Raw genomic sequence first — 24,093 nt, 5'->3', positions numbered from 1 at the left:
AAATCCCTGATTGCTCAGATGTCGGAGCCTCCAGATCAAAAACCTAGTTATTAGATCGTGTTTTGGCAAAATGAAAAATCAATTGGTGTGTCTAATACGTTGCAGCAACAGTTATTGCCCGCTATTTTGGTCGGTTAGTTCCGCGTCCAATGCCAGAATACACTTCAGAATCAGATTTGCCGCGTTGCTGTAGAATTTGGGTTGAATGTTTTTGAATTCGTCGGAAGGCTTGTGATAGTCCACATGATCCTCCACTCCAAAATAAAGATGGGGAACCTTTTTTGCAAAAAAAGCACCCTGATCTGATTGGTTTGTCCAATCCTCCCGTCCCGTTCCCGGTGTGTCGTGACCAAACCTCAATGTGGGATCGGAGCCAGCGGCTGCTTTTTCCAGAATTGGTTTGAGGTACGGGTAGAAATGGGTGCCAGACGCATACAGTTCATTTTTGTCACTTCTGCCGATCATATCCATGTTCACGTTGAGCAAGATCTGATCGAGCGGATAGGGGAAATCATCCACGAGTGCTTTTGCGCCTCTCAATCCCAATTCTTCCGCGTCCAAAGCCACAAACATCATGCTGTGAAGTGGCCTGTTTTTGGAGAAATACTCAGCCAATTCCAGCAATGCAGCAGTGCCGGACGCGTTGTCGTCGGCGCCGTTGTAGATGGAATCACCGGCAGCATTGGGCTTTCCTACACCCACATGGTCGTAGTGGGCAGTGACGACGATCACCTTCCTCGAGCTGCTGCCGGGGATAAAGGCCACCAGGTTTGCCGCATCCTCATACTGGGCCTTATTGCGCCCGGTAAATGAAAACCGCTGAATAAAATCAGGGTAGAGCGCCTGGACATTTTCCAGACTGGTCAGTTCGTTCAAGATGTAGGATCTTGCCTCCATGCTACCGGCAGTCAGAGGCTTCCTCCCGGCCAGCGCATCGGAAGAAAGGAATTCGAGATGCTTCAACAGGTCTTTGGAGTCAATGCTCTGAGCAAAAGAAATATTTGTTATCAGTAGGCAAATGATTGAAAAGAGGTGTTTATTGAAATTGAAATGCATCTGGTGATCCGTTATCCGTTATGTATATTCGTAAAAATACTAGGCTTACCGTCACTACGTCTGAATTTGATGAAATATATCAGCTGCGCGTTCCTTTTTTTTATTTCGGTTAATTTAGTTTTGGCTCAGGGGGGACTCCCGGAGAGTTTTTTTGAAGGGAAATCTGTCGTGTTGGTCTCTACCGATCCGGGCTCCAGACCCGTCCTCAGCTGGCAGCAGCTGGCAGATAGTGTGCACGTACATCTGGTGGAGGCGGGCGCTGATCCGGTCGCCTATTTTGAACTGGAGCAGGTGATTCTCTCCGAGGCGAGGCAGGCAGATTACGCGAGAGCCTTTGCCACGCGCCAAGTCAAAAACATCATTTTGGTAACTAGAAAGAAGGAAAGTGTGAGCATTCACGTCGGAGCTTTTAGCGGCGATGGTAAAATCGTCACCACAACGGCGCTCTTTGGCTTAGCCGGTAAAGATTGGAATGAAGCAGGTTCACAACTTGCCGCTTCGGGGAAAAATACCCGGTCAAAAAATCTGCTGGTCATCGACGTGCCGGAATTTCCCCAGATCAGCAGTCAGGAGACGGCCCGATCTGAGCAGAAATTCCTCCCTCAGAATCCACTCAACCTGGAAGTATTCAAGTTGGGGATTCCTCTCGAAGGTTCCTCGGCCGAAAACGGTGCTCTGAGCTACTTCCGATACGATCTTTTGGGCAAATCGCAAGAGGCAATCCTCGCCGAGCAGGCTGCGCAAAAATCCCAGATTCAGTCGATTATGGAGAATCTCTATCCCCACCAAATCGAATGGCTTACAGAAGCCAAAACCAACGAGGAACTCGTCAGTGATCGTGTACAATTCCTACTTGTCAAAGTAGAAGGCAGACAGACAGATCTGATGCAGAGTATGGGGCTTGAGCCTATTCTCGGAGAAGAAGGCCAGAAGACAGTCGTGAAATACTACATCAAACTCATCGTGAGGGATGAGTTGTACATCGGGCCTGAATGGGATGCAAATGTGGACTGGAAGGTTGCGTTGACCGGTTTCTTAGACAATCTGAAAAAATAAAAACCTCCCGGAAGGAGGTTTTTTTACTGGATTAGGGTGGGGGTGATTAGTGCAACTTTTACTGTCAAGACTGCAATTGAAAATTAGATGTTGGTACTTCTAATTCCCTAAAAAAGAAATAATATTTAATAAATACAATTTCTTTCAAAAAATATTTAATCAACCCTTCGTTAGTTTAAATTTTCCAAGATCTTCTTCTTGCTAAAAGAAATTTTCATTGACAAATGGAATCAGTGCAAGAATAATCGCCTGGCGATAATATTCATTTCGATCTACGACTCCATGTGTGAGTATCCCCACGGAGCCTCCCTGCTGCTTGGAATTCTCCTGATCGAATACTTGATCGTCGGCTTTTCCCAGTTCCATTCCCTCTTTCACCAACTCAGTCACTGCTTTTGGCAGATAAAAAGTGCCGGTTTTGGATTGGCTGGTTTTTCCGTCCCTGGCCAGAATATAAATCCAGGCAAATGCAAACATCCCGTATTCGTCCTCATCTACACCCCCTTCGATTCCGACCCAATAGTGGGCTTCCGGGAACACCTCGCGGGAATTGTGGGCTCTGTTTTTGGCGCCCAAGTGCGTCTCAGCTTCCCCAATCGGCTGATCGGAGACTCCGGAAGCGGCGTTGATGCCTTCTACTAGAAAACTTTTGTTGAATGCCCGGGTGAAGGCGTCTTCCGTACAGGCAATTTTTACCGGATTCTTGCTGCCGACCAGTATGAGAAGTTTGTCAGAGGTTTGGAAGTTCTCTCTTTTCTTAAAATTCATAAATCCGGCCCTTAGGCCATATTGGTAAATACCTGGTTGACATCGTCGTCCTCTTCGAGACGGTCGATGAGCTTGTGGATGATCTCCTCCTGTTCCTCTGTCAGCTCAGTGAGCGTGGTCGGGAATCGCTGGAAATCAGCTGAGATCACTTCAATCCCACGATCTTCCAGTGCTTTCTGCATGGAACCGAAGTCTTCAAACTCAGTGTAGGCGAAGATTTCTCCCTCGTTTTCGGCGATCTCCGTGAGTCCAAAGTCGATCAACTCCAGCTCTAATTCGTCCAACTGATATGCTGCTTGGGCAAATCTGAATACAGCCTTGCGGTCAAACATGAAGCTTACCGAGCCTGAGGTGCCGAGAGCTCCTCCCGCTTTTGCAAAGTAGGATCTTGTGTTGGCGACGGTGCGGTTCGTATTGTCAGTGGAAGTCTCCACGATAAAAGCGATTCCAAACGGGCCATAGCCTTCGTATACTACTTCTTCGTAATCCTTTTCGTCCTTGTTCGAGGCGCGTTTGATTGCCGCTTCGATGCGATCTTTGGGCATTTGGGCACCTTTCGCATTTTGAATGACTGTTCTTAGCTTGGTGTTGGTGTTGGGATCAGGGCCGCCTGTCTTCACTGCCATCACAATTTCTTTCCCCAACCGGGTGAAAACCTTGGACATTTTGTCCCAGCGCTTAAACTTTCTTTCTTTTCGGAATTCAAATGCTCTTCCCATAGTTATACTGAATATTAGAGGTGGGCAAAAATAGCAAATCTTTTTACTAAGAGGAATCTCGGTTCTTTTTATCAAAAAGCGACCACTTCTTCGGAAATTTTAGACTTTGGAACCTATCGAATCCGTATCGAATAAAACGTCCTTCCAATGAACTACTCAAACTATCAACCCATTCCAAATCTCCCAATGTTGGACCTGCCCAAGGTCGTGATCGTGGGAGGAGGTTTTGCCGGACTGAAGCTCGCCATGAGCCTCCGTAAGAGCGCTTTTCAAGTGATCCTTCTGGACAAGAACAATTACCACCAGTTTCAGCCGCTCTTTTACCAAGTCGCCACGGCAGGCTTGGAGCCGAGTGCGATTTCGTTTCCGCTTCGCAAAATCTTCCACGGCGCCGCCAATATGAGTTTCAGAATGGCCGAAGCCGAGGGTGTGGATGCGAAGGAGAAGAGATTGTATACTGATATTGGCTATATCGACTATGATTACTTGGTTTTGGCGATGGGAGCAGATACGAACTACTTCGGGGCAAAGAATATCGAGTATTATTCCACGCCCATGAAGACCGTATCCGAGGCGCTCTACATCCGCAACAAGATCATCTCCAACTATGAGCGGGCGATCACGATCGAAAAAGTGGAGAATCGCAAGTCCCTGATGAATATGGTGATCGTCGGTGGAGGCCCAACCGGGGTGGAGCTGGCAGGCGCGATGGCTGACCTGAGGAACAATGTCTTGCCTAAGGACTATCCCGAGCTCAACTTCAAGAACATGAAGGTGGTACTGATCGAGGCCGGTCCAAAGTTGCTTGGCGCGATGTCGGAGCAGGCACAGAGCAGCGCGCTCCACTACCTACAGGAATTGGGCGTGGAGGTTTTCTTGGCAACCAAGGTGCTCGATTACGACGGCAAAGAAGTCTCTCTGGAAGGAAAGGAGCCAATTCAAACCCAAACCTTGCTCTGGGCCGCGGGGATCAAGCCCAATCGAATTGAGGGATTTGATCCAAGCCAATATGCCGGAAACGGGCGGATGCTGGTGAACGAATACAACCAGCTGGTTGGGTCGGCCGGAGTGTTTGTGCTGGGAGATCAGTGTCTTTTACCCGGAGGTGATTTCCCCAAAGGACATCCACAGGTGGCTCAGGTGGCAATCCAGCAGGCCAAAAACCTGTCAAAGAATCTTTTCCGACAGGAAAAGGGACAACCTTTGGCTCCCTTCAAATACAAAGATCTCGGGTCGATGGCGACTGTCGGGCGAAAGTTGGCTGTGGTGGACTTGCCGTTCTACAGCTTCCAGGGCTTTTTCGCTTGGTTGACTTGGCTTTTCGTCCACCTGATGGCCATCTTGGGGGTGAAAAATAAGCTGGTCATCTTTCTGGATTGGTCTTGGAACTACCTCAGTTTTGACCCGAGTCTGCGACTGCTGATCAAACCCAAATACGTTCGGGCTTCCGAGCGGAAGGAGTTGATCGAAGAAAAGAGCTCGCCTGATTAAGATTCCTTAACAATCCATTTTCGCAGCGCTATTAAACCTGATTTGGTTCGGCGGGTCTAATTCCCGAAACAAAACCAAAACAACTATGAAAAAGTGGATCATCGGCGCAGTGCTCCTGGCATTTACCAGTTTGAGCGTAGCGGCGCAACAAGAAAAAAGACAGCAGCCTAATCCGGAAGAAAGGGCTAAAAAGGTAACCGAGAAAATGGCGACAGAACTCGAACTTTCGGAGGATCAGAAAGCCCAGATCCTTGCTCTTAACCTAGACCATGCGAAGCAGAGACAAGCTGAAATGGAGCGGGAAAAGGCCGAAAGGGAGGCCCAGCGGTCAGAAATGAAAGCTCATCAGGAAAAGGTCAACTCGATCCTTACCGAAGAGCAGCGTACCAAATGGGAAGAGATCAAGCTGGAGCAACGAGAGAAGAGAAGACCTGGGGGTGAGGTTCATCGCCGGGAGGACATGCCTCGACAAAAAGACGGAAACTAAACCAAATAAAAAAAGCCAGTCCATCTAGGATTGGCTTTTTCATTTTTAAGGCTGCTCGTTTTTTTAGCTATTTGTCACTGTCCGATCAACGTGAACGCTGGCAGGTATTTGATTTTGCCACCTTCCATGGCGGATTCGTGTGCGAGGATGCCCACGCAGGTGATGTTTGCAGATTCTTTGGCGTTGGGATAAGGAGCCCTTTCTTCGTGCAATGCATTGAGGAATTCATTGACCAGGTGTGGGTGAGATCCGCCGTGGCCGGAACCTTGAATAAACGACAAGTGCTGATTGTCGTCGCCGTCGTATACGCCAGCCGTCGTGAAGGGGGCGATTTCCGCAGGTAGCAAATGTCCATAATCAGGGATTTTCACCCGCTCAGGGCTTTCGCCGGTGTGGATCACCGAATCCTCGTGCTCGACCAGCGTCCATTCAAACGACTTTTTGGAACCATACACATCGAAACTCTCTCTGTATTGTCTGGCTGTGTTGAAAAGCGACCTGGTCACTTCAGCAGACAGATCAGAATCTTTGAATTTGATATGACAGGTCTCGATGGCGAACGGCGAACCGTACTTTGGAATCAACTCCTCGTCAATTCTACCCGACCCGAAGCAAGAGACGTACTCGGCCTGCGCCTTTGGCAAAGCCAAAACTGGCCCCACACAATGCGTTGCGTAGTGCATCGGAGGAAGACCCTCCCAATAACCCGGCCAACCGGCCATTTCCTGTTGATGCGACGCTCGCAGGAACTGGATTTTGCCCAGCTCGCCCTTCTCGTACATTTCCTTCACAAACAGGAATTCACGGCTGTAGATCACCGTCTCCATCATCATGTAGGTCAGCCCGGTGCGCTGAACTTCCTCGACGATTGCCTTACAGTCTTCCACCGAAGTCGCCATCGGTACAGTGCAAGCCACGTGCTTGCCGGCTCTGAGTGCTTTTAGCGATTGCTCTGCGTGATTCTGGATCGGCGTATTTATGTGTACCGCGTCTACGTTGGGATCTGCTAGCAGCTCATCGTAGTCTGTGTATACTTTTTCGATGCCAAAAGCCTTGGCGATTTCTTCGGCCTTTTCTTTATTTCGCTGGCAGATCGCATACATGTTGGCCAGCTTATGTTTCTGATAAATTGGAATAAACTCGGCTCCGAATCCAAGTCCGACGATGGCTATATTCAAGGGTCTTTTGCTCATGGTGATTTTTAATAATAAGGTTTAAAAAAGGTTATTCAATTTAAAGTCATTTGCTTTTAGCAGGTGTTCATGCTTTGCCCAAATTTCAACTTACTTCGCCGCCCAAGCCTTGAGAAACTCCAGACCTTCTTTGGCGAAGCCGTCCTGGCTCGGTACCAAAGGCTTCCAGATGCAGACCGCACCTGCCAGCTCCTTTACCTCGGGAGTAAAGCTTTCGATAGAAATCACTCCCTGATAATTGATCGCTTCCAATGCGCGCTTATAGGCATCCCAAGGAGTCTGCCCAGTGCCTGGGGTTCCCCGGTAGTTTTCCGAGACCTGGAAATGAATCAGTTTGTCCCCGGCAAGTCGGATGGCGGCTTCTGGATTCGGTTCCTCGATATTCATGTGAAAGCCGTCCAGGATCACCTTCGCCTCGGGCTCATTGATGTCTGCGATCAGTCGCATCAGCTCCTCGCAGGTGTTGATCAGATCCGTTTCGAATCTGTTCAGTGTCTCTAATGCGATATCCAATCCGGATTTTCTGGCGTTTTCGCAGACGATCCGGAGGTTAGTGACCGCACGGTCCCATTCGACTTTCTTTTGCTCAGGGGATACCAGTCTGGCTTTTCCCACCGCGGAATACATGGGGCCGGCCACGAATTTGGCGCCCAGCTCGGATGCGATCTCAAAGCACCGATCCAGATAGTCGAAGCTTGTCCTGTGAAAGGATGGGTCTTCGTTTGTCAGATCCCGGCTGGTGCCAAATGCTCCGCAGATCACAGCTTCCAGCCCGTGGTCAGCCAGGGCCATTTTTACGTCAGCGACATGGATCAGTGCCGGATCTTCGACCGGAATCTCGACTGCGTCGTACCCAAATTCTTTGATTTTTGGAAATAGCTTGAGCGTATCATTGGAAAAAGGAGAAGTCCACAACCATGTGCTTACTCCGAACTTTACGTTAAGCGCCATCCTTATATCACTCTCATGACGCCGTTCATCTGCTTCCAGTGATTGGGAAGGGTGCAAACGAATGGATAGTCACCTTTTTGGCTTGGCACAGTCATAATGATGGAATCCGTGGTATTGGGGAAAACCAACTGAGTCGAGGCAAGCACTTCCGGGATGGCCGGCACGAAGCTATTGTCCATGCCGGTCAGATTTTGGGCCATCTTTTCGGCGGCCTGAGCGATTTTTTCCAAGGAATTGATCGCGCCGATGATCAGGTTGTGCTGCACAAAGTCCGGGTTGACAAAGTCCACCACCAGTTTGCTGCCAGCCTTGACAGTGAAGGCTGGCTTGTCAAATCTCATCTCATGGGGAACAGCGGTGAGCGTGATCAGGCCGTTTGTCACGGTCTCAACGGTAGCTACCTCTTTTTTCTCTTCCTCCGAGGCTGGCTTTTTGAGATCGAGGCTTGAGTTATTGCCGATTCTTCCTGAGAACCTCCAGTTGCCTTGATAGTCGCCAATATTGTTGTTGGAGTCAAACTGACCTACCCGAACATTCTGAGGCGAGAGCGGTCCGGTGAACAAACCTTTTGTCTTGCCCTTGGCCACTTCTTTTCCGTCGATCATCAGCGTCATGTTGCCGCCTTCTTGGAGTGTGGCGCTGACGATGAATTTCTCGGAAGGCAGGTTTTTACGCGAGCTGATGATCTTGGTGGCTCCGTCTTGGGCGACTGCAAAGTGCATGGCGTCTTTGTAAACATACAGACTGTAGCCGTTGGTACTGTTTCCCTGCGCTACCAACACTCCGTCCAACGCTTCTCTGCCAGGGGAAACTTCCATCTCGATGGTCATCTCCTTTCCGGTAGGATCTGGTGGGAAAAGGAGTGAATTTCTCGGGTTGATGGTATATGACTCGGACACCAAGCTTTTGGCGATACGGTCTGCGATACTCATGACAGAATCGGCCTCAGTAGAAGGTGCCGCAGTTCTGCTCTCAAACGCAGACGGATGTGTCAGCGCAGCTGCGAAGATAGCCTGTGGCAAATACTCGTCTTTTGAGTTGGCATCATCCTCGGAGATTGCAAGAAGTTTCTTGGAGATCTCGTCTGAAGCAGGCATTTCAGAGACAGTCAGGATTGCATTTTTTCTGGTCTGGAGATTAGCATCCTCCATCAGGTTGGCTGCTACAATCGCATCCAAAGCGGCTTGATTTCGCGGGATTACTCTGACGGCGTTCTTTCTCACCGCAGCCGAAGGATGGCTCAGAGCTTTGGCTACTACCTCTTGTGCCTTAGCATTGGTTCCTTCCAATTCGCCGAGTCCTTTCAAAGTCCACAGCGCGTTGATCGCGGGGCCATTGATGCCAGCCGAGTCTACGTCAGTAGCATTGATCAGTTCATACAGGCCATCCAATACTTCTTTATTCTGACTCTCCACGATCAATCGCTGAGCGGTCAGTCGCCAAAACATATTGTCACTTTTCAGAGCTACGAGCAAGTCACCTGCATCCGCATCTTTCAGGTCAAACATCTTGGAGGATTCTCCGCCTTTGTAGGTGAGTCGATAGATCCTGCCATGCTTCTTATCGCGCATTGGGTTGATGTAGGCGTTTCCTTCTCCGTTTTCAAACCCACGCGGGGTAGGATTGTGTTGGATGATGAAGTTGTACCAATCCGCCACCCAAAGGGAACCGTCCGGTCCAACTTCGGCATGAACGGGGCTAAACCATTCGTCAGAGCTGGCCAGGATGTTGAAAGCATTTTTTTCTCTGTATCCGGATCCTTCTTCGATCAGTCGGGCATTGTGGAGGACCCGGCCGGTCGGTTCGGCTACGAAAGCCATCTTGTTCCAATATTCTTCTGGAAAATTTCTTGCCGTATAGAGGTTATGCCCGGCTGCTGCGGTATAGCTTCCATGCCAGTCGACCTGTCTCAGGAACGGAGTAATGTGAGGCATGTCGTAGTGCGAGTCAATTCCTGTAGCGGTATTTGGCGTGCCTTTGTAGACCGTTCTCTTTGCGTATTTGCTGTCCAAAGCGAGGTAAACCGAGTGTTGGCCGTTTGCGGTGGAAATGAACGTTTCGAAATCTTCAGAGAATCCCAGTCCCCAGGTGTTGTTGCTCGTGCGTCCGAGAAATTCCAGATTTTCTCCGGTAGGCTCAAAGCGGTAAACACCTTGGCCGAAATTGAACTGCTTCCCACTCACTTCACCATTGAATCCTGAATAGCCCAATACGCCCCAGATCTTATTGTCAAAGCCATATTTCAGGTTGGACGGGCCGGCATGTGTGTCGCTTTTGCCCCAGCCTGTCATCACTACTTCCCGCACGTCTGCTACATCGTCACCGTCGGTGTCTTTTAGAAACACAAAATCAGGCGCCATCGAGATTAAGATTCCACCATTGACCGCCATGATCGAGGTGGGGATATTCAATTTGTCAGCAAAGACAGTCACTTTATCGGCTTTGCCGTCTCCGTCGGTGTCTTCCAAAATCTTGATTTTGTCGTCGCCGCCTTCCTTGCGGATTTCATTTGGATAGTCCGTCGTCTCGATCACAAATAATCTACCACGCTCATCCCAAGCAAATGCCATCGGGTTGATGATCATCGGCTCGGAAGCGAACAGTTCCAGCTCGAATCCTACCGGAACCTGGATCAATTTCATGGATTCTTCTGGAGAAAGCGGAAGCTGAAATCTCGGTGCCGGGTCCCGCTTTTCGTAGTTGGGAATATCTGCATCTTCAAACTGTGGCTGGGGGATTTTGTATTCAGCTAAAAGCTCATTTACATCATCTCCCACCGCCCATAGGATTCCGTTTGCCACTAGGTTTTGGAAGTCTTTTTTCTCCCAAGTTTTCTCATTGTGTCCGTACGCGGTGTAGAATACGCGACCGTTGCCCTGCTCGCGTACCCAAGTGTAGGGCTCTTTGCCCTTTTCATCGACGCGCTCCATCAGGACGTGCATGTCGGGATTGACCTGACTGTGGACATAGGTCTCATCCCAAGTCTCAAACTCTGCAATTCCCTGCATCACCGGGTGGGTTGCATCGACGATGGTAGCCGTGAAGTCACCCGTGCCGTGGGTGCTGAACTGTCCGCCGACTGTCTCGATGTACCAAGGGGAATTTTGGAAACAAAAAGAAGCCGAATGGATCGGAATCAACGCTTTTCCGCTTTCCACGTAAGATGTCAGCGCGCTTTCCTGCTCGGGCGTGATCTGATCATGATTGGCATAGATCATCAAGCCGTCGTAGTTGTTCAGCTTTTCCAGGTTGAGATCATTGACGTCCGTGGTGTAGGTGAGGTTGATCCCTTTTTGGAAAAGGGGAGTTTCCAAATACATCATCAATTTCTCTGAATTGTGATGCTCGCTTTCGTGACCGAGAACGAGTATTTCTACACGTCTTGGATCGGAGGATGAAAGAAAGTTTTTGTTGCCTTTGCCGCCGCATCCAGCCATCAAGGCCAGCAGCAAAATCACCAGACATGCGTAAGGTGACTTGGGTAGTTTTGGGTTTTTGAAAATCATATGAGGATTCGAATTTTTTTTTGCTACTAAAATCATGTTTTAATTTGATCGATTTTACCTGTTTTAGCTTGATAAATGACTGAATTTTGTCAAATTCTTAGATCAGATCAAGCTTTTGGTATAATAAAGCAGCAAGAATGCATCAAGAAACCTCTGCGACAACCGCCTGCACCGAGAGGATCTTACTATTGGCCACGTGTTCTCACATAAGAGAAAGGTGCCGTTAGCCTTTTTAAAGTGAGCCGGTTCAGAAAATGAAGAAAGCCACCTTGTGGGTGGCTTTCTATCGCAGGTGGGTCAACTAAACAGGGTACTATTGGACGTCAGGGCAAACCCAGAGGGGATAGCCTTGACATTATCCCGCGATTTGCTCTTCAACTTGGAAGAAGGACGCGTCTTTCTGGGGTAGAGTTGATGATCCCATCAGATACTCATCCACTTTGACGGCAGTCTCTCTGCCTTCGGAGATCGCCCAAACTACCAGCGATTGACCTCTTCGCATATCCCCGGCTAGAAATACCTTCGGGTTTGTGCTTTGATAATTCTTTGATTTTGGAAGACTGTTTTCCATGGTATCGGCGCCAAAAGCTTGCAGAAGCCCATTCTGGGCAGGACCCATGTAGCCGATGGCTATGAATGCCAAGTCGCAAGGCACGGTTCTCTCCGTACCCTCAATCTCCTCGAAAGTCATCCGGCCTCCCTTTTCTTTCCATTCGATATCTACCAGCGTCAGCCCGGTAACTTCCCCGGCTTCGTTGCCCGTAAATTCTTTGGTCAGGATAGAAAATATCCGCTCAGCGCCTTCGTCGTGGGAGCTGGAGGTTTTCAGTGTCATAGGCCATTCGGGCCATGGATTCAGCGTGTTTCTTTGCTTCGGAGGCTTAGGTAGAAGCTCAAGCTGCGTGATTGAAACCGCACCGTGCCGGTTGGATGTGCCGATACAGTCGCTTCCGGTGTCACCGCCGCCGATCACAATCACATGCTTGCCTTTGGCAGAGATGTGGTTTTCGCTGGCTTCGCCGCTTGTCACCTGATTTTGTTTGCCAAGGAACTCCATGGCAAAATGAACGCCTTTGTTCTTGTCGCCTTTGATGTTCAATCCACGGGGCTGTTGCGCACCGGTGGAAAGCACCACTGCATCGAAGTTTTTCAGGATTTCGTCTGCCTCGATCGTTTTGCCGATCTCGGTGTTAGTAGCAAAGATCACCCCTTCCTCACGCATAAGCTCTATACGACGGTCAATAACCCATTTTTCAAGTTTGAAATCCGGGATGCCATAGCGGAGTAGGCCTCCTACTTTTGCGTCTTTTTCGAAGAGGGTAACTTCGTGACCAGCCTGATTTAGCTGATCCGCTGCCGCAAGTCCCGCAGGACCAGAGCCAACTACTGCAACTTTTTTTCCAGTACGGCTGGCAGGAGGACTGGCTGTGATCAGGCCAAGCTCGTAGGCTTTCTCTGCGATGCTTTTCTCGATCAATTCGATCGCGACGGGATCTTTGTTGATTCCCAGCACGCAGCTAGCTTCACAGGGCGCCGGGCAGATTCTGCCCGTGAACTCCGGAAAGTTGTTGGTGCTGCGCAAGATGCTGATTGCCTGTCCCCACTCCTTGTTGTAGACTGCATCGTTAAACTCCGGAATGACATTGCCAAGCGGACAGCCGCTGTGGCAAAATGGTACGCCGCAGTCCATGCAACGCGCTGCCTGATTGTTTAAACTTTCGCCCGAAAAAGGCTCATATATTTCTCTGTAGTCGCCGATTCTTTCTTTTGGATCACGACTTACAGGTGTTTCTCTTTTGAATTGGATAAATCCTTCTTTCGCTCCCATCTTACACCAATGATTTAGCTTGTTCTAGTGCTCTTTTTAGTAATACGGCCTTGTAGTCTCTTGGAATTACCTTGACGAACTTTTCTCTTGCTCGATCCCAATCTTCCAAGAATCGCTGGCCCAGACCGCTGTTGGTCAGTTTAACATGCCGCTTGAGGAATGCTTTGACTGTAGCAAGATCTTCGTCGTCCAAGATATCAAGGTCGACCATTTCTGTATTGATCTCCGTGATGTAATCCTTAAGGATATAGGCCAGTCCTCCGCTCATACCTGCCGCGAAGTTTCTTCCGATTTCGCCCAAGTTGATGACAAGTCCGCCGGTCATGTATTCACATCCGTGGTCTCCGATTCCTTCGACTACCGTTTTTACGCCGGAGTTTCTAACACAGAATCGCTCGCCGCCCTTGCCATTGATGTAGGCTTCTCCGGAGGTTGCTCCGTAGAAGGCGACGTTGCCGATGATGATGTTTTCCTCAGGGACAAATCGGGCATTTCTGCTCGGGTAGACGATCAGTTTTCCTCCGGAAAGTCCCTTTCCAAAGTAGTCATTGGCTTCCCCTTCGAGTTCGAAGTTGACCCCCTTTGCAAGGAATCCTCCGAAAGTTTGTCCGGCAGAACCGTTGAACTTGAAGTGAACGGTATCCTCCGGCAAGCCAACGCCTCCGTAGATTTTGGAGATTTCATTGGAAAGCATCGCGCCCACAGAGCGGTCGATATTTTTGATTTGGAAGTTGCCGGAAACCGGAATTGCTTGTTCCAAAGCCGGCGTTGCAGCTTTGATCAGCTGGCGATCCAGTACTTTTTTCAGTTCAAACTCCTGGTCGATTTGTTTGTGGATTCCGACATGATCCGGTACTTCCACTTTATGAAAGATCGGAGAGAGGTCAACTTTGTCCCACTTCCAGTGATTGAGGTGACCGGTAGATTGAAGCACCTGGCTTTGCCCAACCATCTCGTCGATGGTACGGAATCCCAATGACGCCATGATTTCTCTCAAATCCTGCACGAGGAATTTGAAGTAGTTAACCACGTGATCCGGATCACCGGTAAATAGTCTTCGAAGTTCAGGATCTTGGGTCGCGATGCCAACCGGGCAGGTGTTGAGGTGACACTTTCGCATCATGATACAGCCACCCACTACCAGTGCGCCGGTTGCGATTCCCCATTCTTCGGCTCCCAGGAGGGTTGCGATTGCGAGATCACGCCCTGTTCTGAGTTGGCCGTCAGTCTGGAGAACGACACGGCTCCTCAAGTTATTTTTCACCAAAGTCTGGTGAGCTTCTGATAGTCCAAGCTCCCATGGCAAGCCCGCGTGGCGGACTGAACTCAGTGGAGATGCTCCGGTACCGCCGTCTGCTCCGGCAATCAAGATGACGTCAGCGGAAGCTTTGGCCACACCGGCCGCTACTGTACCGACCCCAGCCTGAGAAACCAATTTCACATTGATTCTGGCTTTTCTGTTGGCATTTTTCAGATCGAAGATCAGCTGAGCCAAATCTTCGATCGAATAGATATCGTGGTGAGGTGGAGGGGAGATCAATCCTACTCCCGGAGTGGAATGTCGCACGCGCCCGATCCATTCGTCCACTTTGTGTCCGGGGAGCTGACCGCCTTCGCCTGGCTTGGCGCCTTGAGCCATCTTGATTTGAAGCTCAGCCGCGTTGGTCAAGTAGTGACTGGTCACTCCGAATCGACCTGAAGCTACCTGCTTGATGGCAGAGCGCTCCCAGTCGCCGTTTGGCTTTTTGTCGTAGCGAATCTCGTCCTCGCCTCCTTCACCGGAGTTGCTTTTTGCCCCGATGCGGTTCATGGCGATCGCCAAGGTGCTGTGCGCTTCGTGAGAGATAGATCCAAAAGACATCGCGCCTGTGGCAAATCGCCTCATGATTTTCTCTGCAGGCTCAACTTCCTCGATCGGAACGCTGATTCTTTTCTTGAATTCAAAAAGACCCCGAAGTGTGAGTGCATCCTTAGTCTGCTCGTTGATCTTGGCTGCGAACTTTTTGTATAGCTCAAAGTCTCCCAGACGGGTGGACTTCTGAAGCAGGTGGATAGTTTCGGGGTTGAACATGTGTTTTTCCCCTCTTCTCTTCCACTGATAGACTCCGCCTGTTTCCAGGATTGGGCTGTTAGTTTCGTATGCAGCGTGATGACGGACCAAGATCTCCTCAGCCAGCTCGTCAAATGACACCCCGCTGATTCTGGATATGGTTCCTTTGAAGCATCGGTCGATCACATCCGGTCCTAAGCCCAGCGCTTCGAATATTTGCGCACCCTGATAAGATTGCAAGGTGGAGATACCCATCTTGGAAAGCACTTTCAACAGGCCTTTTCCTACCGCATCCTGATAATTTGAGAAGAGTGTCTTCTGGTCTTTGACTTTTGGCAGTTGACCTTTTTCAAACAACTCCATCAGTGACTCAAGAGCGAGGTACGGATTGATGGCGGATACACCGTAACCGATCGCTGTGGCGAAGTGGTGAACCTCACGGATATCAGCCGATTCGAGGACAATTCCCGCTCGAGTTCTGATTTTCTTTTTCACCAAATGCTGATGAACCGCACCAATGGCAAGCAATGAAGGTATCGGAGCCATCTCCTCTGTACTCTCTCTGTCGGAGAGAATCAACACATTTTTGCCCTCATGGATGGCATCTTCTGCTTCCTGACACAGTTTGTCCAAGGCTTCCAGCAGTCGACCCGGCTTGTGGTCCGCGACAAAATGCCCGTAGAGTTTCTTGGATCTATAGCCGAGATGCTCCATTCGGGTGATTTTCTCCAAATCCTCATTCAAAAGTACCGGCTGAGAGATGTGAATCTGTTTTGTATGTTGCGGACTTTCGTCGAGAATGTTGTGTCCCTCACCTATTCGGGTGAACAAAGACATCACCAAGCGCTCTCTGATCGGATCGATAGGCGGATTGCTTACCTGGGCAAACAGCTGTTTGAAGTAGTTGGAGATGTGCTGACTTTGCTTGGAAAGCACGGCCAATGGCGTATCTGCTCCCATGGATCCGACTGCTTCGTAGCCAGTATCTCCCATCGGAGCGAGGATAACCTTCAGTTCTTCGGAAGTATATCCAAAGACTGTCTGGCACTTTTTGATGTTTTCGATGGAATAGGGATGTGCCAGCTCCTCGGGATCTGGGACAAACCGCAGCTTGGTGCGGTTTTCGTTAACCCACTTTTCGTAGGGCTGGCGGCTGCAGATTTCGCCTTTTACCTCTTCGTCAAAGAGCACACGGCCTTTTTCCAAGTCAGCCCACATCATCCTTCCTGGACTGATTCGGCCTTTTTCTGTAATCGTTGCTTCCCGGATCGGCAATGCCCCGGCTTCAGACGAAAGCACCAGTCGGTTGTCCCGGGTAATGAAGTAGCGGAGTGGACGGAGTCCATTTCTGTCAAGGGTAGCGCCCACTGATTTTCCGTCAGTGAACAGCAAAGCTGCAGGTCCGTCCCAAGGCTCAACCAAAGACGCGTGGAATTTATAGAAGGCTTTGCGCTCGCGGTCCATGACCTGATTGTCCTGCCAGGCTTCCGGCACGAGCATCATCATCGCATGCGGAAGAGACCTGCCGCTCAGCGTCAGCAACTCCACCATCGAATCAAGGTTGGCAGAGTCCGAGTTGAGCTTGTTGGTAATCGGCATTAGCTTGGCCAGTTCCTCTTCAGAGAAGAACTTGGATTTCATCAATGCCTCTTTGGATTTCATCTTATTCAGGTTACCCCGAATGGTGTTGATCTCTCCATTATGTGACAGGAATCTGAAAGGCTGCGCCAGTCTCCAATTGGGGAAGGTATTGGTGGAGAATCTCGAGTGCACGATGGCCAGTGCCGACTCGATTCTCGGATTTTGGAGATCCTTATAGAAGGCGAGAACCTGATCTGTCCTCAGTTGTCCTTTATATACAAGTGTCAGGCTGCTCAGACTGGCAAAGTAAAAGGCGTGGTTTACTCCCGGGATCTTGGTGTTGATCTCTGAGGTGGCAAAATTTCTCAGTACATACAGCTTTCGCTCGAGCTCAATCCCGGTCAGGCCCTGCTTATGGCTGACAAACAGCTGCTCGATGTTAGGCATTACTTCCAAGGCTCCGGATCCAGGGACGGTCTCATCTACAGGCACCTCACGATAGCCTATGAGATTGAAGCCCATTTCCTCAATTAGGGTGTTGAGGAGTTCCTTTGACCGATGATAGAGCTGTTTGTTTTTCGGGAAAAAGGTCATGCCCACACCGTAATATCCCGGCTCCGGCAGATTGATTTCCGTACGCGCTGTGACGTCCCTTAGAAACTGATGCGGGACTTGAATAGAAATACCGGCACCGTCTCCGGACTTTGGGTCTGATCCCCGTCCGCCACGATGCTCCATATTGCTAAGCATGTATAAGGCATCGCTGATAGTCTCATGAGTAGGTATGTTGCTCAGATCTACTACCGCACCTATACCGCAGGAGTCATGCTCAAACTCCGATCGATACAAACCTTCTTGCATTCTTATTTGATTTAAATAGGTTCAAAATTTCCAAAAATTACAAAAAAAAAATCTTTTGTTAAAATTTAGGCAATAAACTAGGTGTAAAAATGAAGTATCAATGATAAAGATGAGCTTTATTGGATTTTTAGCAAAAAGGAATTTTGGATAAAAAGTCTAATAAATTCGCTACTAATTGGATAAAAAAGCGCACTTCGAGTTGAAAAACAAACCAATTTTTCTGAAAAACACAGGAAAAGTGGAGAAACTGGATTTTTTAGAAAATTTGAAAATTTTTTTCTGATTTTTTATTCCTTAAAAAAATTGAGGGATAGGTTGGATTGTATATCTAATCTCAAAAGTCGAAATAATATTCTGTAAAACTCAAATTACACAGAATATCGCAAATTTACAGTTTAGTCAGAAAAATGGCTGGAGCTATCCTTTTCACCCGTGATGAGGTGTACTTTGACTTTCTTGATTTTGCGGGCATCTACCGCCAATACGGTAAACTCGAAGTTCTCAAACAGTATTTTGGCGCCGTTTTTAGGAAGCTTGGAGTTTAGCTCCAGCAGGAGGCCTCCGAGTGATTCACTCTCACCCTTCACCTCTTCGAAGAGTTGAGAGTCCAGCTCCAGCTTTTTGCAAAAATCATTCAAGGAAACCTTTCCTTCAAAAATAAAGGTATCATTGTCCAACTCCTGAAAGAAGATATTGTCGGTGTCGTCAAACTCGTCGTTAATCTCTCCGATGATCTCCTCGATCAAATCTTCCATGGTGACCAAGCCGGACGTTCCCCCGTATTCGTCCACGACGATCGCGATGTGGACACGCATCTTTTGAAAGTCCTTCAAAAGTGAATCCACCTTCTTGGTTTCCGGGACGTAGAAGCTCTTTCGGATCAGATCCTTCCAGGGGAAGTCTTCATCCTTGTCGGTGTAGGGTAGGAGATCTTTGATATAGAGGACTCCCAGGATGTTGTCGATCGTCTCCTCGAATACGGGGATTCGGGAGTAGCCGCTCTTGTTGATCTTGTCCATCAACTCATGAAAATCCATCTCCACGTCCACGGCGGTGATTTCGAGTCGGCTACGCATCACTTGCTTGACCGACAGCGTCCCAAAATTCACGATTCCTCTTAAAATTTCTTTTTCCTCGTCAGGGGTGTCTTCGGTGGTAAGGTCCAGCGCCTGATTCAATTCGCCGACTGACAGCGAATACCCTCTTTGTTCCACCCGCTTTTCAATCAAACTGCTGAAAGACATGAGAAACCAGGAGACCGGCTTGAGTAACGAAGAAAAGAAGGCCAAAATCGGAGCCAACGAAAGCGCAAAGGACATTCTTGCCTGATTGGCATACACTTTTGGCACGATCTCACCGAAGAATACAATCGCAAACGTAACGCCCACCGTCTGAACCAAGATCACTACTATACCTGTATCATTCATTCCAAATACGGACCAGGATACAAACGTCGTCAGGGTGACGATCGCAATATTGATCAGATTGTTTAGAATCAGAATGGTGCTGAGGAGCTTCTTTGGATTGGAAAGGAGATTGGCAACGAGACGGCCTCTTTCGGGATCTGATTCCTGAAGGGACGCGATTTCTTCATTGTTGAGGGAAAAAAATGCCACCTCGGAGCCGGAGGCAAGGGCTGACCCTATCAAGAGAAGGACTAAAATCAATCCATTGATAAAGAAATAACTAAATGATGGCTCGGTAATCTGTGCAATCAGGTAGTAACTCGGGTAGGGGTCGTCCATGAAGGAGTAAAAGATGTTTGAGGCAAAAATAAATAATTCCCCTGAAAATCAACTTCAGGGGAACTCGATATCAATTAAAATGGCAGATCATCGTCTGAATCATCCAATACCAAATCAGGGCCTGAATTTGCCGCGCTTGCAGTGGCTGCGGGTTTAGCATAAGCCGGAGCAGAGTTTCCGGATGGTTGGCTCCCACCGGCCCCGTCTGGCTTACCGCCTAGCATGGTGAAGCTCTGTACCCGAATTTTGGTTCGGTACCGGTTTTGCCCCTGGTCGTCCTGCCAAGTGTCTGTCTTTATTTTCCCTTCTACGTAGAGCTGTGACCCTTTTTTGAGGTATTGCTCGGCGATCTTTGCCTGGCCGTCCCACATCTCCAGATCATGCCATTCGGTCTGCTCTACCCGGTTTCCGCTTTTGTCTTTATAAGACTCTGTCGTGGCCAGTCTAAGTTTTGCCACGGCCTTGTCTCCTTCGAGATACTTTACCTCTGGATCTGCCCCGAGGTTTCCTACCAATATTACTTTGTTTACTCCAGCCATAATTGCGTTTGTTTAGGTTGAAAAATATGAATGATTGAAGTTACCTAAATCCCCTGATCGTTCAAAAAATTCACGATTAATTTAGGTTTGGCCAGATACTCAATTTCCTTTTCTGCTACCAGCATATATCCTTCATTTTCACACCATTCGGCAAGATCCGGGTATCTTTCGATCGGAATTTGCAGCTCTGAAAAACTTGCATTGAGTTTTTGATGCGACAGAATGTGTCGGTATTTTTTTGGAAAAGGACTGGGCTCGGCTTCTGAGATCTTTGAGATGGAAACGGGTGCTTTTTCTGACTGGGGAAAATCATGAAGACCCTCCCAGATATCTCCGGCGGTTCTTTTTTTCCAAACCCAGTCTTCTCCGCATCGAATCACAAAATAATGGAAGTCCCTTTCCTTTACTTTTGTCTTATTGATCTTGACAGGAAGCTCCTTAATGAGATCATTTTGAAAAGCGAAGCAAGACGACTTCAGCGGGCAGCTTTCGCAATCCGGATTTTGAGGAGTGCATTGCCTGGAGCCAAAGTCCATCATGGCCTGATTGAATTCTCCGGGATTATCCTTTGGGATCAGTTCGTTTGCCAGCGCTTCAAATTCTTTTTTTGCTTTGCCGGAGGCGATGTCCGTGGCAATCCCAAAGTACCGTGCCAACACCCGAAAGACGTTGCCGTCTACCACAGCTTTGGCCTCGCCAAAGGCAAAGCTGGAGATAGCTGCGGCGGTATAGCTTCCCACGCCTTTTAATAAGAGGAGACTTTGATACGTATTTGGAAAGTTGCCGCCCAATTCATGCCAGATGTACTTGGCACATGCGTGGAGATTTCGCGCCCGGCTATAATATCCCAATCCCTGCCAGAGGCGAAGCACCTCGGTCTCTGGAGCCAAAGCCAGCTCCCTTACGGTCGGGTAGGCATCCGAGAAGGCGTAATAATAAGGTAATCCCTGGGTCACACGGGTTTGCTGGAGGATGATTTCTGAAAGCCATATTCTGTACGGATCGGCAGTTCCTCTCCAAGGCAGATCCCTCGGATTGGCTCGATACCAAGAAATTATATGAGCGGAAAATACCTGATTTTCAGAGGTTTTAAGATTCATTTGGATGAAATATTTCGGGTGCAAACCAAGGGAATTTTTTTGATAATGTTTTTTAATTGAGTTGGTTATCGTACATTTGCAGTCCCAAAAACACTTGGTTAATAGGTTGTTAAGCTTATTTCGTAATTTCTAAATTAAAAACACTGTGACTAAAGCAGAAGTAATCACCAAGATTTCAGACAAGACAGGAATCCAAAAGGATGATGTGACACAAGCCATTGAGGCGTTCTTCAAAGTAGTGAAGGATTCCATGTCTGATGGAGAAAACATCTATGTGAGAGGATTCGGTAGCTTCATCAATAAGAAGAGAGCTAAGAAAATTGCACGTAACATCTCCAAAAATACAGCGATCGTAATCGACGAGCACTACATCCCGGCATTTAAGCCATCTAAAGTGTTTGTAGAGAAAATTAAGAACAGTAAAAAAATCAAGCAATTGGCTCCTCAAGACTAAGTCTTAGGCAGATTGACATGAAAAAATCACAGCTCATTCTCATCGTTGTAGGAGTTTGTACCATTGTCGGATTATACGCCTTGCCAAAGGTGGTAGTAGACAATGAGGCGGGCACGACATCTGTTGAAGATTCCAGCGCACCGGAAACCTCAGCCTCAGACGTCGCCGGAATGCATGAGAATGAGCTTTCTTCCGAAAATCGCTCAGAAGCGGATCAGTTGAGAGCAACTTTGGCCTCGGCCAAGGATCCTTCTGAGATAAGTGCAGCTGGAAAATCTCTGGCGGCGATCTATCAGAAAGAGGGAATGTTTGACAGCGCAGCCTACATCCTGGAGGAGGTAGTCGTGCTAAATCCAACAAATCTTGAGTTGATCGAGGAAGCGGGTAAGGCCTACTATGAGGCTTATTCTTTTGCTTTGGACAAAGCCAAAGTGGAGAATCTAGCCGAAAAGACCAGGACTTATCTCAATCAGGTTTTGGAAAAAGATCCGAGCCGATTGGATTTGAAGACCAAAGTGGCGATGACTTATGTATCTTCGGCCAACCCAATGCAGGGAATTGCCATGATGAGAGAAATTCTCGAGGCAGATCCACAAAATGAGGATGGGCTGTTCAACATGGGAGTCCTCTCCATGCAGTCAGGACAGTACAAGCGTGCGGCTGAACGATTTGAAGAATTGGTGAAGTACCATCCGGATAATCTGCAGGGGCAGTTTTATCTGGCGGTAAGTTATTTCGAGTCGAAAGAGAAAAACAAAGCGAAAGCGCAGTTTGAGGAAGTGAAGAAGATGACCCAGGATTCGGTAATCTTGGAGAGTGTTCAAACCTACCTTGACAAGCTATAAATCAGTATTACACAACTTAAATTCTAAAAACTATGCCTTGCGGTAAGAAAAGAAAGAGACATAAGATCGCTACGCACAAGCGTAAGAAGAGACTTAGAAAAAACAGACATAAGAAGAAGTAATACACTTCTTCTTTTCCTGTTTTTAACAACAAACGTTCATTTACATATTATTACATGACGAAATTTTGAGTACGGAATTGTTAATCGATTCTGCTCAAAACGGAAGTCGGATTGCCCTGCTGCAAGATAAGCAACTGCTTGAGCTTCATTCCGAAGGGATGGACAACCAGTTTAAGGTAGGTGACATCTATCTGGGCACGGTCCGCAAGATCGTCAATGGACTCAATGCTGCGTTCATTGATGTAGGTTATGAGAAAGACGCCTTTCTTCACTACCAGGACCTTGGCCCAAATGTCAATTCCATGTTGAAGTTCACCAAGATGGTGCGCAACAACAACTACCAGAATTATCTGCTGAAAGGATTCGAAAACGAACCTGAGATAGACAAGATCGGCAAGATCGAGAAAGTCCTATCCAAGACCAACCAAGTGTTGGTACAGGTCGTCAAAGAACCCATTTCAACCAAAGGCCCCCGACTATCCTGCGAGCTCTCTCTGCCCGGACGTTACTTGGTGCTGGTACCTTTCTCCGATACAGTCAATGTATCCAAGAAAATACGCAGCAACGAAGAACGCAAAAGGCTTCTCAGACTCATCAATTCAATCAAGCCTGCCAATTTCGGAGTAATCATCCGAACAGTGGCCGAAGGACAGTCCGTGACGGAACTTGACAAAGACCTTCGAAACCTTCTCGATTCATGGGAAGGCGGGATGAAAAAATTGCTGAAGGCCAAAAGCCGGGATAAAATCATCGGAGAGATGAGCATGGCCTCCTCACTAATCAGGGACCTGCTCAACGAATCATTCGACGCAATCACCGTAGAAGAAGAATCTACCTACGATCAGATCAGATCCTACATCAGGTCAATAGCCCCTGAAAAAGAAAAAATTGTCAAACTGCACCACGGAAAAGTGAAGCTGTTTGAAAGCTTTGGAATCGAAAAGCAAATCAAAAGCCTGTTTGGACAGACGGTAAGCTTGCCTCAGGGCGGCTATGTCATCATCGAACATACCGAGGCCCTGCACGTCATCGACGTAAACAGTGGCAATAAGTCCAACCAAGAAAGCGACCAGGAATCTACAGCACTCAAAACCAACATGGTCGCTGCTAAAGAAATTGCCAGACAGCTCCGCCTCCGGGATATGGGGGGAATCATCGTCGTAGACTTCATTGACATGAAGAAGGCCGAAAACAAAAAGGCGATCTACGAAGTGATGATGCAGGAGATGAAAACTGACAGGTCCAAGCATACCGTATTGCCTCTGAGCAAATTTGGGCTCATGCAGATCACCCGGCAGCGGGTAAGACCAGAGGTCAACATTGTGACCAAGGAAACCTGCCCATCGTGCAACGGTACCGGCAAGATCCAGGCTTCGATCCTGATCGCCGACAAGTTGGAGCACGATCTCCAGCACATTGCCACCATTCAGAACGTGGCGAAAATACAAATTGGGCTGCATCCCTATCTGCACGCATACTTCACCCAAGGCCTGATTAGCCAGCGGATGAGGTGGTTTTTCAAATATTACAAATGGATAAAACTGATCAGAGATTCTTCCCTACCCGTGACGGAATACAGATTTCTAGATGAATCTGGTGAAGAAATCGAACTACAAGTAAAAAGCGAGACTGAGTAAGTCTCGCTTTTTTTTTTCTGAAAGTCTGGTTAGCTTACCCCATAGTTGTTCCAGGACATCAGTTTTGGCTAAGTTTTTTCTTTAGAGAAAAGTTTTTTCTACGT

General features: G+C 48.3%; 17 protein-coding genes. 6 read left to right on the top strand and 11 right to left on the bottom strand.

The window, feature by feature from the left end:
- Positions 1 to 111: 111 nt before the first annotated feature.
- Positions 112 to 1,056 (bottom strand): M28 family peptidase, encoded by a 945-nt coding sequence (locus tag G459_RS0122035; protein WP_026969562.1) that lies wholly within the window; start codon positions 1,054 to 1,056, stop codon positions 112 to 114.
- A 69-nt stretch (positions 1,057 to 1,125) separates the two neighbouring features.
- Between G459_RS0122035 and G459_RS0122030 the strand changes: the two genes are divergently transcribed.
- Positions 1,126 to 2,112, top strand: a complete 987-nt coding sequence (locus tag G459_RS0122030; RefSeq protein ID WP_026969561.1) for a hypothetical protein — start codon at positions 1,126 to 1,128, stop codon at positions 2,110 to 2,112.
- 201 nt (positions 2,113 to 2,313) lie between these two features.
- Here G459_RS0122030 and yjjX read toward each other — a convergent pair whose 3' ends face one another.
- Together yjjX and G459_RS0122020 are read right to left on the bottom strand one after the other, a co-directional pair.
- Positions 2,314 to 2,880: an inosine/xanthosine triphosphatase gene (gene yjjX / locus G459_RS0122025; RefSeq protein WP_026969560.1), complete on the bottom strand. Its 567-nt coding sequence runs from the start codon at positions 2,878 to 2,880 to the stop codon at positions 2,314 to 2,316.
- A gap of 11 nt (positions 2,881 to 2,891) precedes the next feature.
- Positions 2,892 to 3,599 carry a YebC/PmpR family DNA-binding transcriptional regulator gene (locus G459_RS0122020; RefSeq protein ID WP_026969559.1) on the bottom strand — a complete coding sequence of 236 codons (708 nt, stop codon included), beginning with the start codon at positions 3,597 to 3,599 and terminating at the stop codon, positions 2,892 to 2,894.
- Positions 3,600 to 3,746: 147 nt separating this feature from the next.
- Here G459_RS0122020 and G459_RS0122015 point away from each other — a divergent pair, with 147 nt between their 5' ends.
- Together G459_RS0122015 and G459_RS28235 are read left to right on the top strand one after the other, a co-directional pair.
- Positions 3,747 to 5,090 (top strand): NAD(P)/FAD-dependent oxidoreductase, encoded by a 1,344-nt coding sequence (locus tag G459_RS0122015; protein ID WP_026969558.1) that lies wholly within the window; start codon positions 3,747 to 3,749, stop codon positions 5,088 to 5,090.
- An 85-nt stretch (positions 5,091 to 5,175) separates the two neighbouring features.
- Positions 5,176 to 5,577, top strand: coding sequence for a DUF4890 domain-containing protein (locus tag G459_RS28235; protein WP_051315364.1), 402 nt, complete (start codon positions 5,176 to 5,178; stop codon positions 5,575 to 5,577).
- Between the two features lie 74 nt (positions 5,578 to 5,651).
- On the opposite strand, the gene G459_RS0122005 is transcribed toward G459_RS28235, so the two are convergent.
- The 8 genes from G459_RS0122005 to mutY all read right to left on the bottom strand — a co-directional run bounded on the left by G459_RS0122005 (position 5,652) and on the right by mutY (position 20,931).
- Positions 5,652 to 6,770, bottom strand: a complete 1,119-nt coding sequence (locus G459_RS0122005; RefSeq protein WP_026969557.1) for a Gfo/Idh/MocA family protein — start codon at positions 6,768 to 6,770, stop codon at positions 5,652 to 5,654.
- A gap of 90 nt (positions 6,771 to 6,860) precedes the next feature.
- Positions 6,861 to 7,721 carry a sugar phosphate isomerase/epimerase family protein gene (locus G459_RS0122000; protein ID WP_026969556.1) on the bottom strand — a complete coding sequence of 287 codons (861 nt, stop codon included), beginning with the start codon at positions 7,719 to 7,721 and terminating at the stop codon, positions 6,861 to 6,863.
- Between the two features lie 2 nt (positions 7,722 to 7,723).
- On the bottom strand, positions 7,724 to 11,158 hold the full coding sequence (locus G459_RS0121995) for a PVC-type heme-binding CxxCH protein (protein ID WP_035456660.1): 3,435 nt from the start codon (positions 11,156 to 11,158) through the stop codon (positions 7,724 to 7,726).
- 424 nt (positions 11,159 to 11,582) lie between these two features.
- Positions 11,583 to 13,055, bottom strand: a complete 1,473-nt coding sequence (locus G459_RS0121990; RefSeq protein ID WP_026969554.1) for a glutamate synthase subunit beta — start codon at positions 13,053 to 13,055, stop codon at positions 11,583 to 11,585.
- Position 13,056: 1 nt separating this feature from the next.
- Entirely contained in the window at positions 13,057 to 17,547 is a 4,491-nt protein-coding gene (gltB, locus tag G459_RS0121985) for a glutamate synthase large subunit (RefSeq protein ID WP_026969553.1), read from the bottom strand.
- A 395-nt stretch (positions 17,548 to 17,942) separates the two neighbouring features.
- On the bottom strand, positions 17,943 to 19,292 hold the full coding sequence (gene gldE / locus G459_RS0121975) for a gliding motility-associated protein GldE (protein ID WP_026969552.1): 1,350 nt from the start codon (positions 19,290 to 19,292) through the stop codon (positions 17,943 to 17,945).
- A 74-nt stretch (positions 19,293 to 19,366) separates the two neighbouring features.
- Positions 19,367 to 19,831 carry a single-stranded DNA-binding protein gene (locus G459_RS0121970; protein ID WP_026969551.1) on the bottom strand — a complete coding sequence of 155 codons (465 nt, stop codon included), beginning with the start codon at positions 19,829 to 19,831 and terminating at the stop codon, positions 19,367 to 19,369.
- Between the two features lie 44 nt (positions 19,832 to 19,875).
- Complete coding sequence (gene mutY / locus G459_RS0121965) at positions 19,876 to 20,931, bottom strand: A/G-specific adenine glycosylase (protein WP_026969550.1); 1,056 nt, start codon at positions 20,929 to 20,931, stop codon at positions 19,876 to 19,878.
- 145 nt (positions 20,932 to 21,076) lie between these two features.
- On the opposite strand from mutY, the gene G459_RS0121960 reads away from it, so the two are divergent.
- The 3 genes from G459_RS0121960 (at position 21,077) to G459_RS0121950 (ending at position 23,989) form a co-directional block, all read left to right on the top strand.
- Positions 21,077 to 21,385, top strand: coding sequence for an HU family DNA-binding protein (locus G459_RS0121960; RefSeq protein WP_026969549.1), 309 nt, complete (start codon positions 21,077 to 21,079; stop codon positions 21,383 to 21,385).
- 17 nt (positions 21,386 to 21,402) lie between these two features.
- Positions 21,403 to 22,230: a tetratricopeptide repeat protein gene (locus G459_RS0121955; RefSeq protein WP_026969548.1), complete on the top strand. Its 828-nt coding sequence runs from the start codon at positions 21,403 to 21,405 to the stop codon at positions 22,228 to 22,230.
- A gap of 187 nt (positions 22,231 to 22,417) precedes the next feature.
- A complete protein-coding gene (locus G459_RS0121950; protein WP_026969547.1) occupies positions 22,418 to 23,989 on the top strand; it encodes an Rne/Rng family ribonuclease in 1,572 nt (523 codons plus the stop codon).
- Positions 23,990 to 24,093 lie beyond the last annotated feature (104 nt).

Origin of the sequence: Algoriphagus terrigena DSM 22685 (genome assembly GCF_000429445.1) — a bacterium.
GTDB lineage: Bacteria > Bacteroidota > Bacteroidia > Cytophagales > Cyclobacteriaceae > Algoriphagus > Algoriphagus terrigena.
Note: the sequence above shows the minus strand (reverse complement) of the source record. Positions and strands in the feature narration are given on the sequence as shown.

What these genes read in the sequence shown, in the direction of transcription:
- gltB (WP_026969553.1), bottom strand. Translation starts at nt 17,547, where the DNA reads ATGCAAGAAGGTTTGTATCGATCGGAGTTTGAGCATGACTCCTGCGGT.
- yjjX (WP_026969560.1), bottom strand. Translation starts at nt 2,880, where the DNA reads ATGAATTTTAAGAAAAGAGAGAACTTCCAAACCTCTGACAAACTTCTC.
- G459_RS0121970 (WP_026969551.1), bottom strand. Translation starts at nt 19,831, where the DNA reads ATGGCTGGAGTAAACAAAGTAATATTGGTAGGAAACCTCGGGGCAGAT.
- G459_RS0122035 (WP_026969562.1), bottom strand. Translation starts at nt 1,056, where the DNA reads ATGCATTTCAATTTCAATAAACACCTCTTTTCAATCATTTGCCTACTG.
- G459_RS0122015 (WP_026969558.1), top strand. Translation starts at nt 3,747, where the DNA reads ATGAACTACTCAAACTATCAACCCATTCCAAATCTCCCAATGTTGGAC.
- G459_RS0121990 (WP_026969554.1), bottom strand. Translation starts at nt 13,055, where the DNA reads ATGGGAGCGAAAGAAGGATTTATCCAATTCAAAAGAGAAACACCTGTA.
- G459_RS0121995 (WP_035456660.1), bottom strand. Translation starts at nt 11,158, where the DNA reads ATGGCTGGATGCGGCGGCAAAGGCAACAAAAACTTTCTTTCATCCTCC.
- G459_RS0122020 (WP_026969559.1), bottom strand. Translation starts at nt 3,599, where the DNA reads ATGGGAAGAGCATTTGAATTCCGAAAAGAAAGAAAGTTTAAGCGCTGG.
- gldE (WP_026969552.1), bottom strand. Translation starts at nt 19,292, where the DNA reads ATGGACGACCCCTACCCGAGTTACTACCTGATTGCACAGATTACCGAG.
- G459_RS0122000 (WP_026969556.1), bottom strand. Translation starts at nt 7,721, where the DNA reads ATGGCGCTTAACGTAAAGTTCGGAGTAAGCACATGGTTGTGGACTTCT.
- G459_RS28235 (WP_051315364.1), top strand. Translation starts at nt 5,176, where the DNA reads ATGAAAAAGTGGATCATCGGCGCAGTGCTCCTGGCATTTACCAGTTTG.
- G459_RS0122030 (WP_026969561.1), top strand. Translation starts at nt 1,126, where the DNA reads ATGAAATATATCAGCTGCGCGTTCCTTTTTTTTATTTCGGTTAATTTA.
- G459_RS0121955 (WP_026969548.1), top strand. Translation starts at nt 21,403, where the DNA reads ATGAAAAAATCACAGCTCATTCTCATCGTTGTAGGAGTTTGTACCATT.
- G459_RS0122005 (WP_026969557.1), bottom strand. Translation starts at nt 6,770, where the DNA reads ATGAGCAAAAGACCCTTGAATATAGCCATCGTCGGACTTGGATTCGGA.
- mutY (WP_026969550.1), bottom strand. Translation starts at nt 20,931, where the DNA reads ATGAATCTTAAAACCTCTGAAAATCAGGTATTTTCCGCTCATATAATT.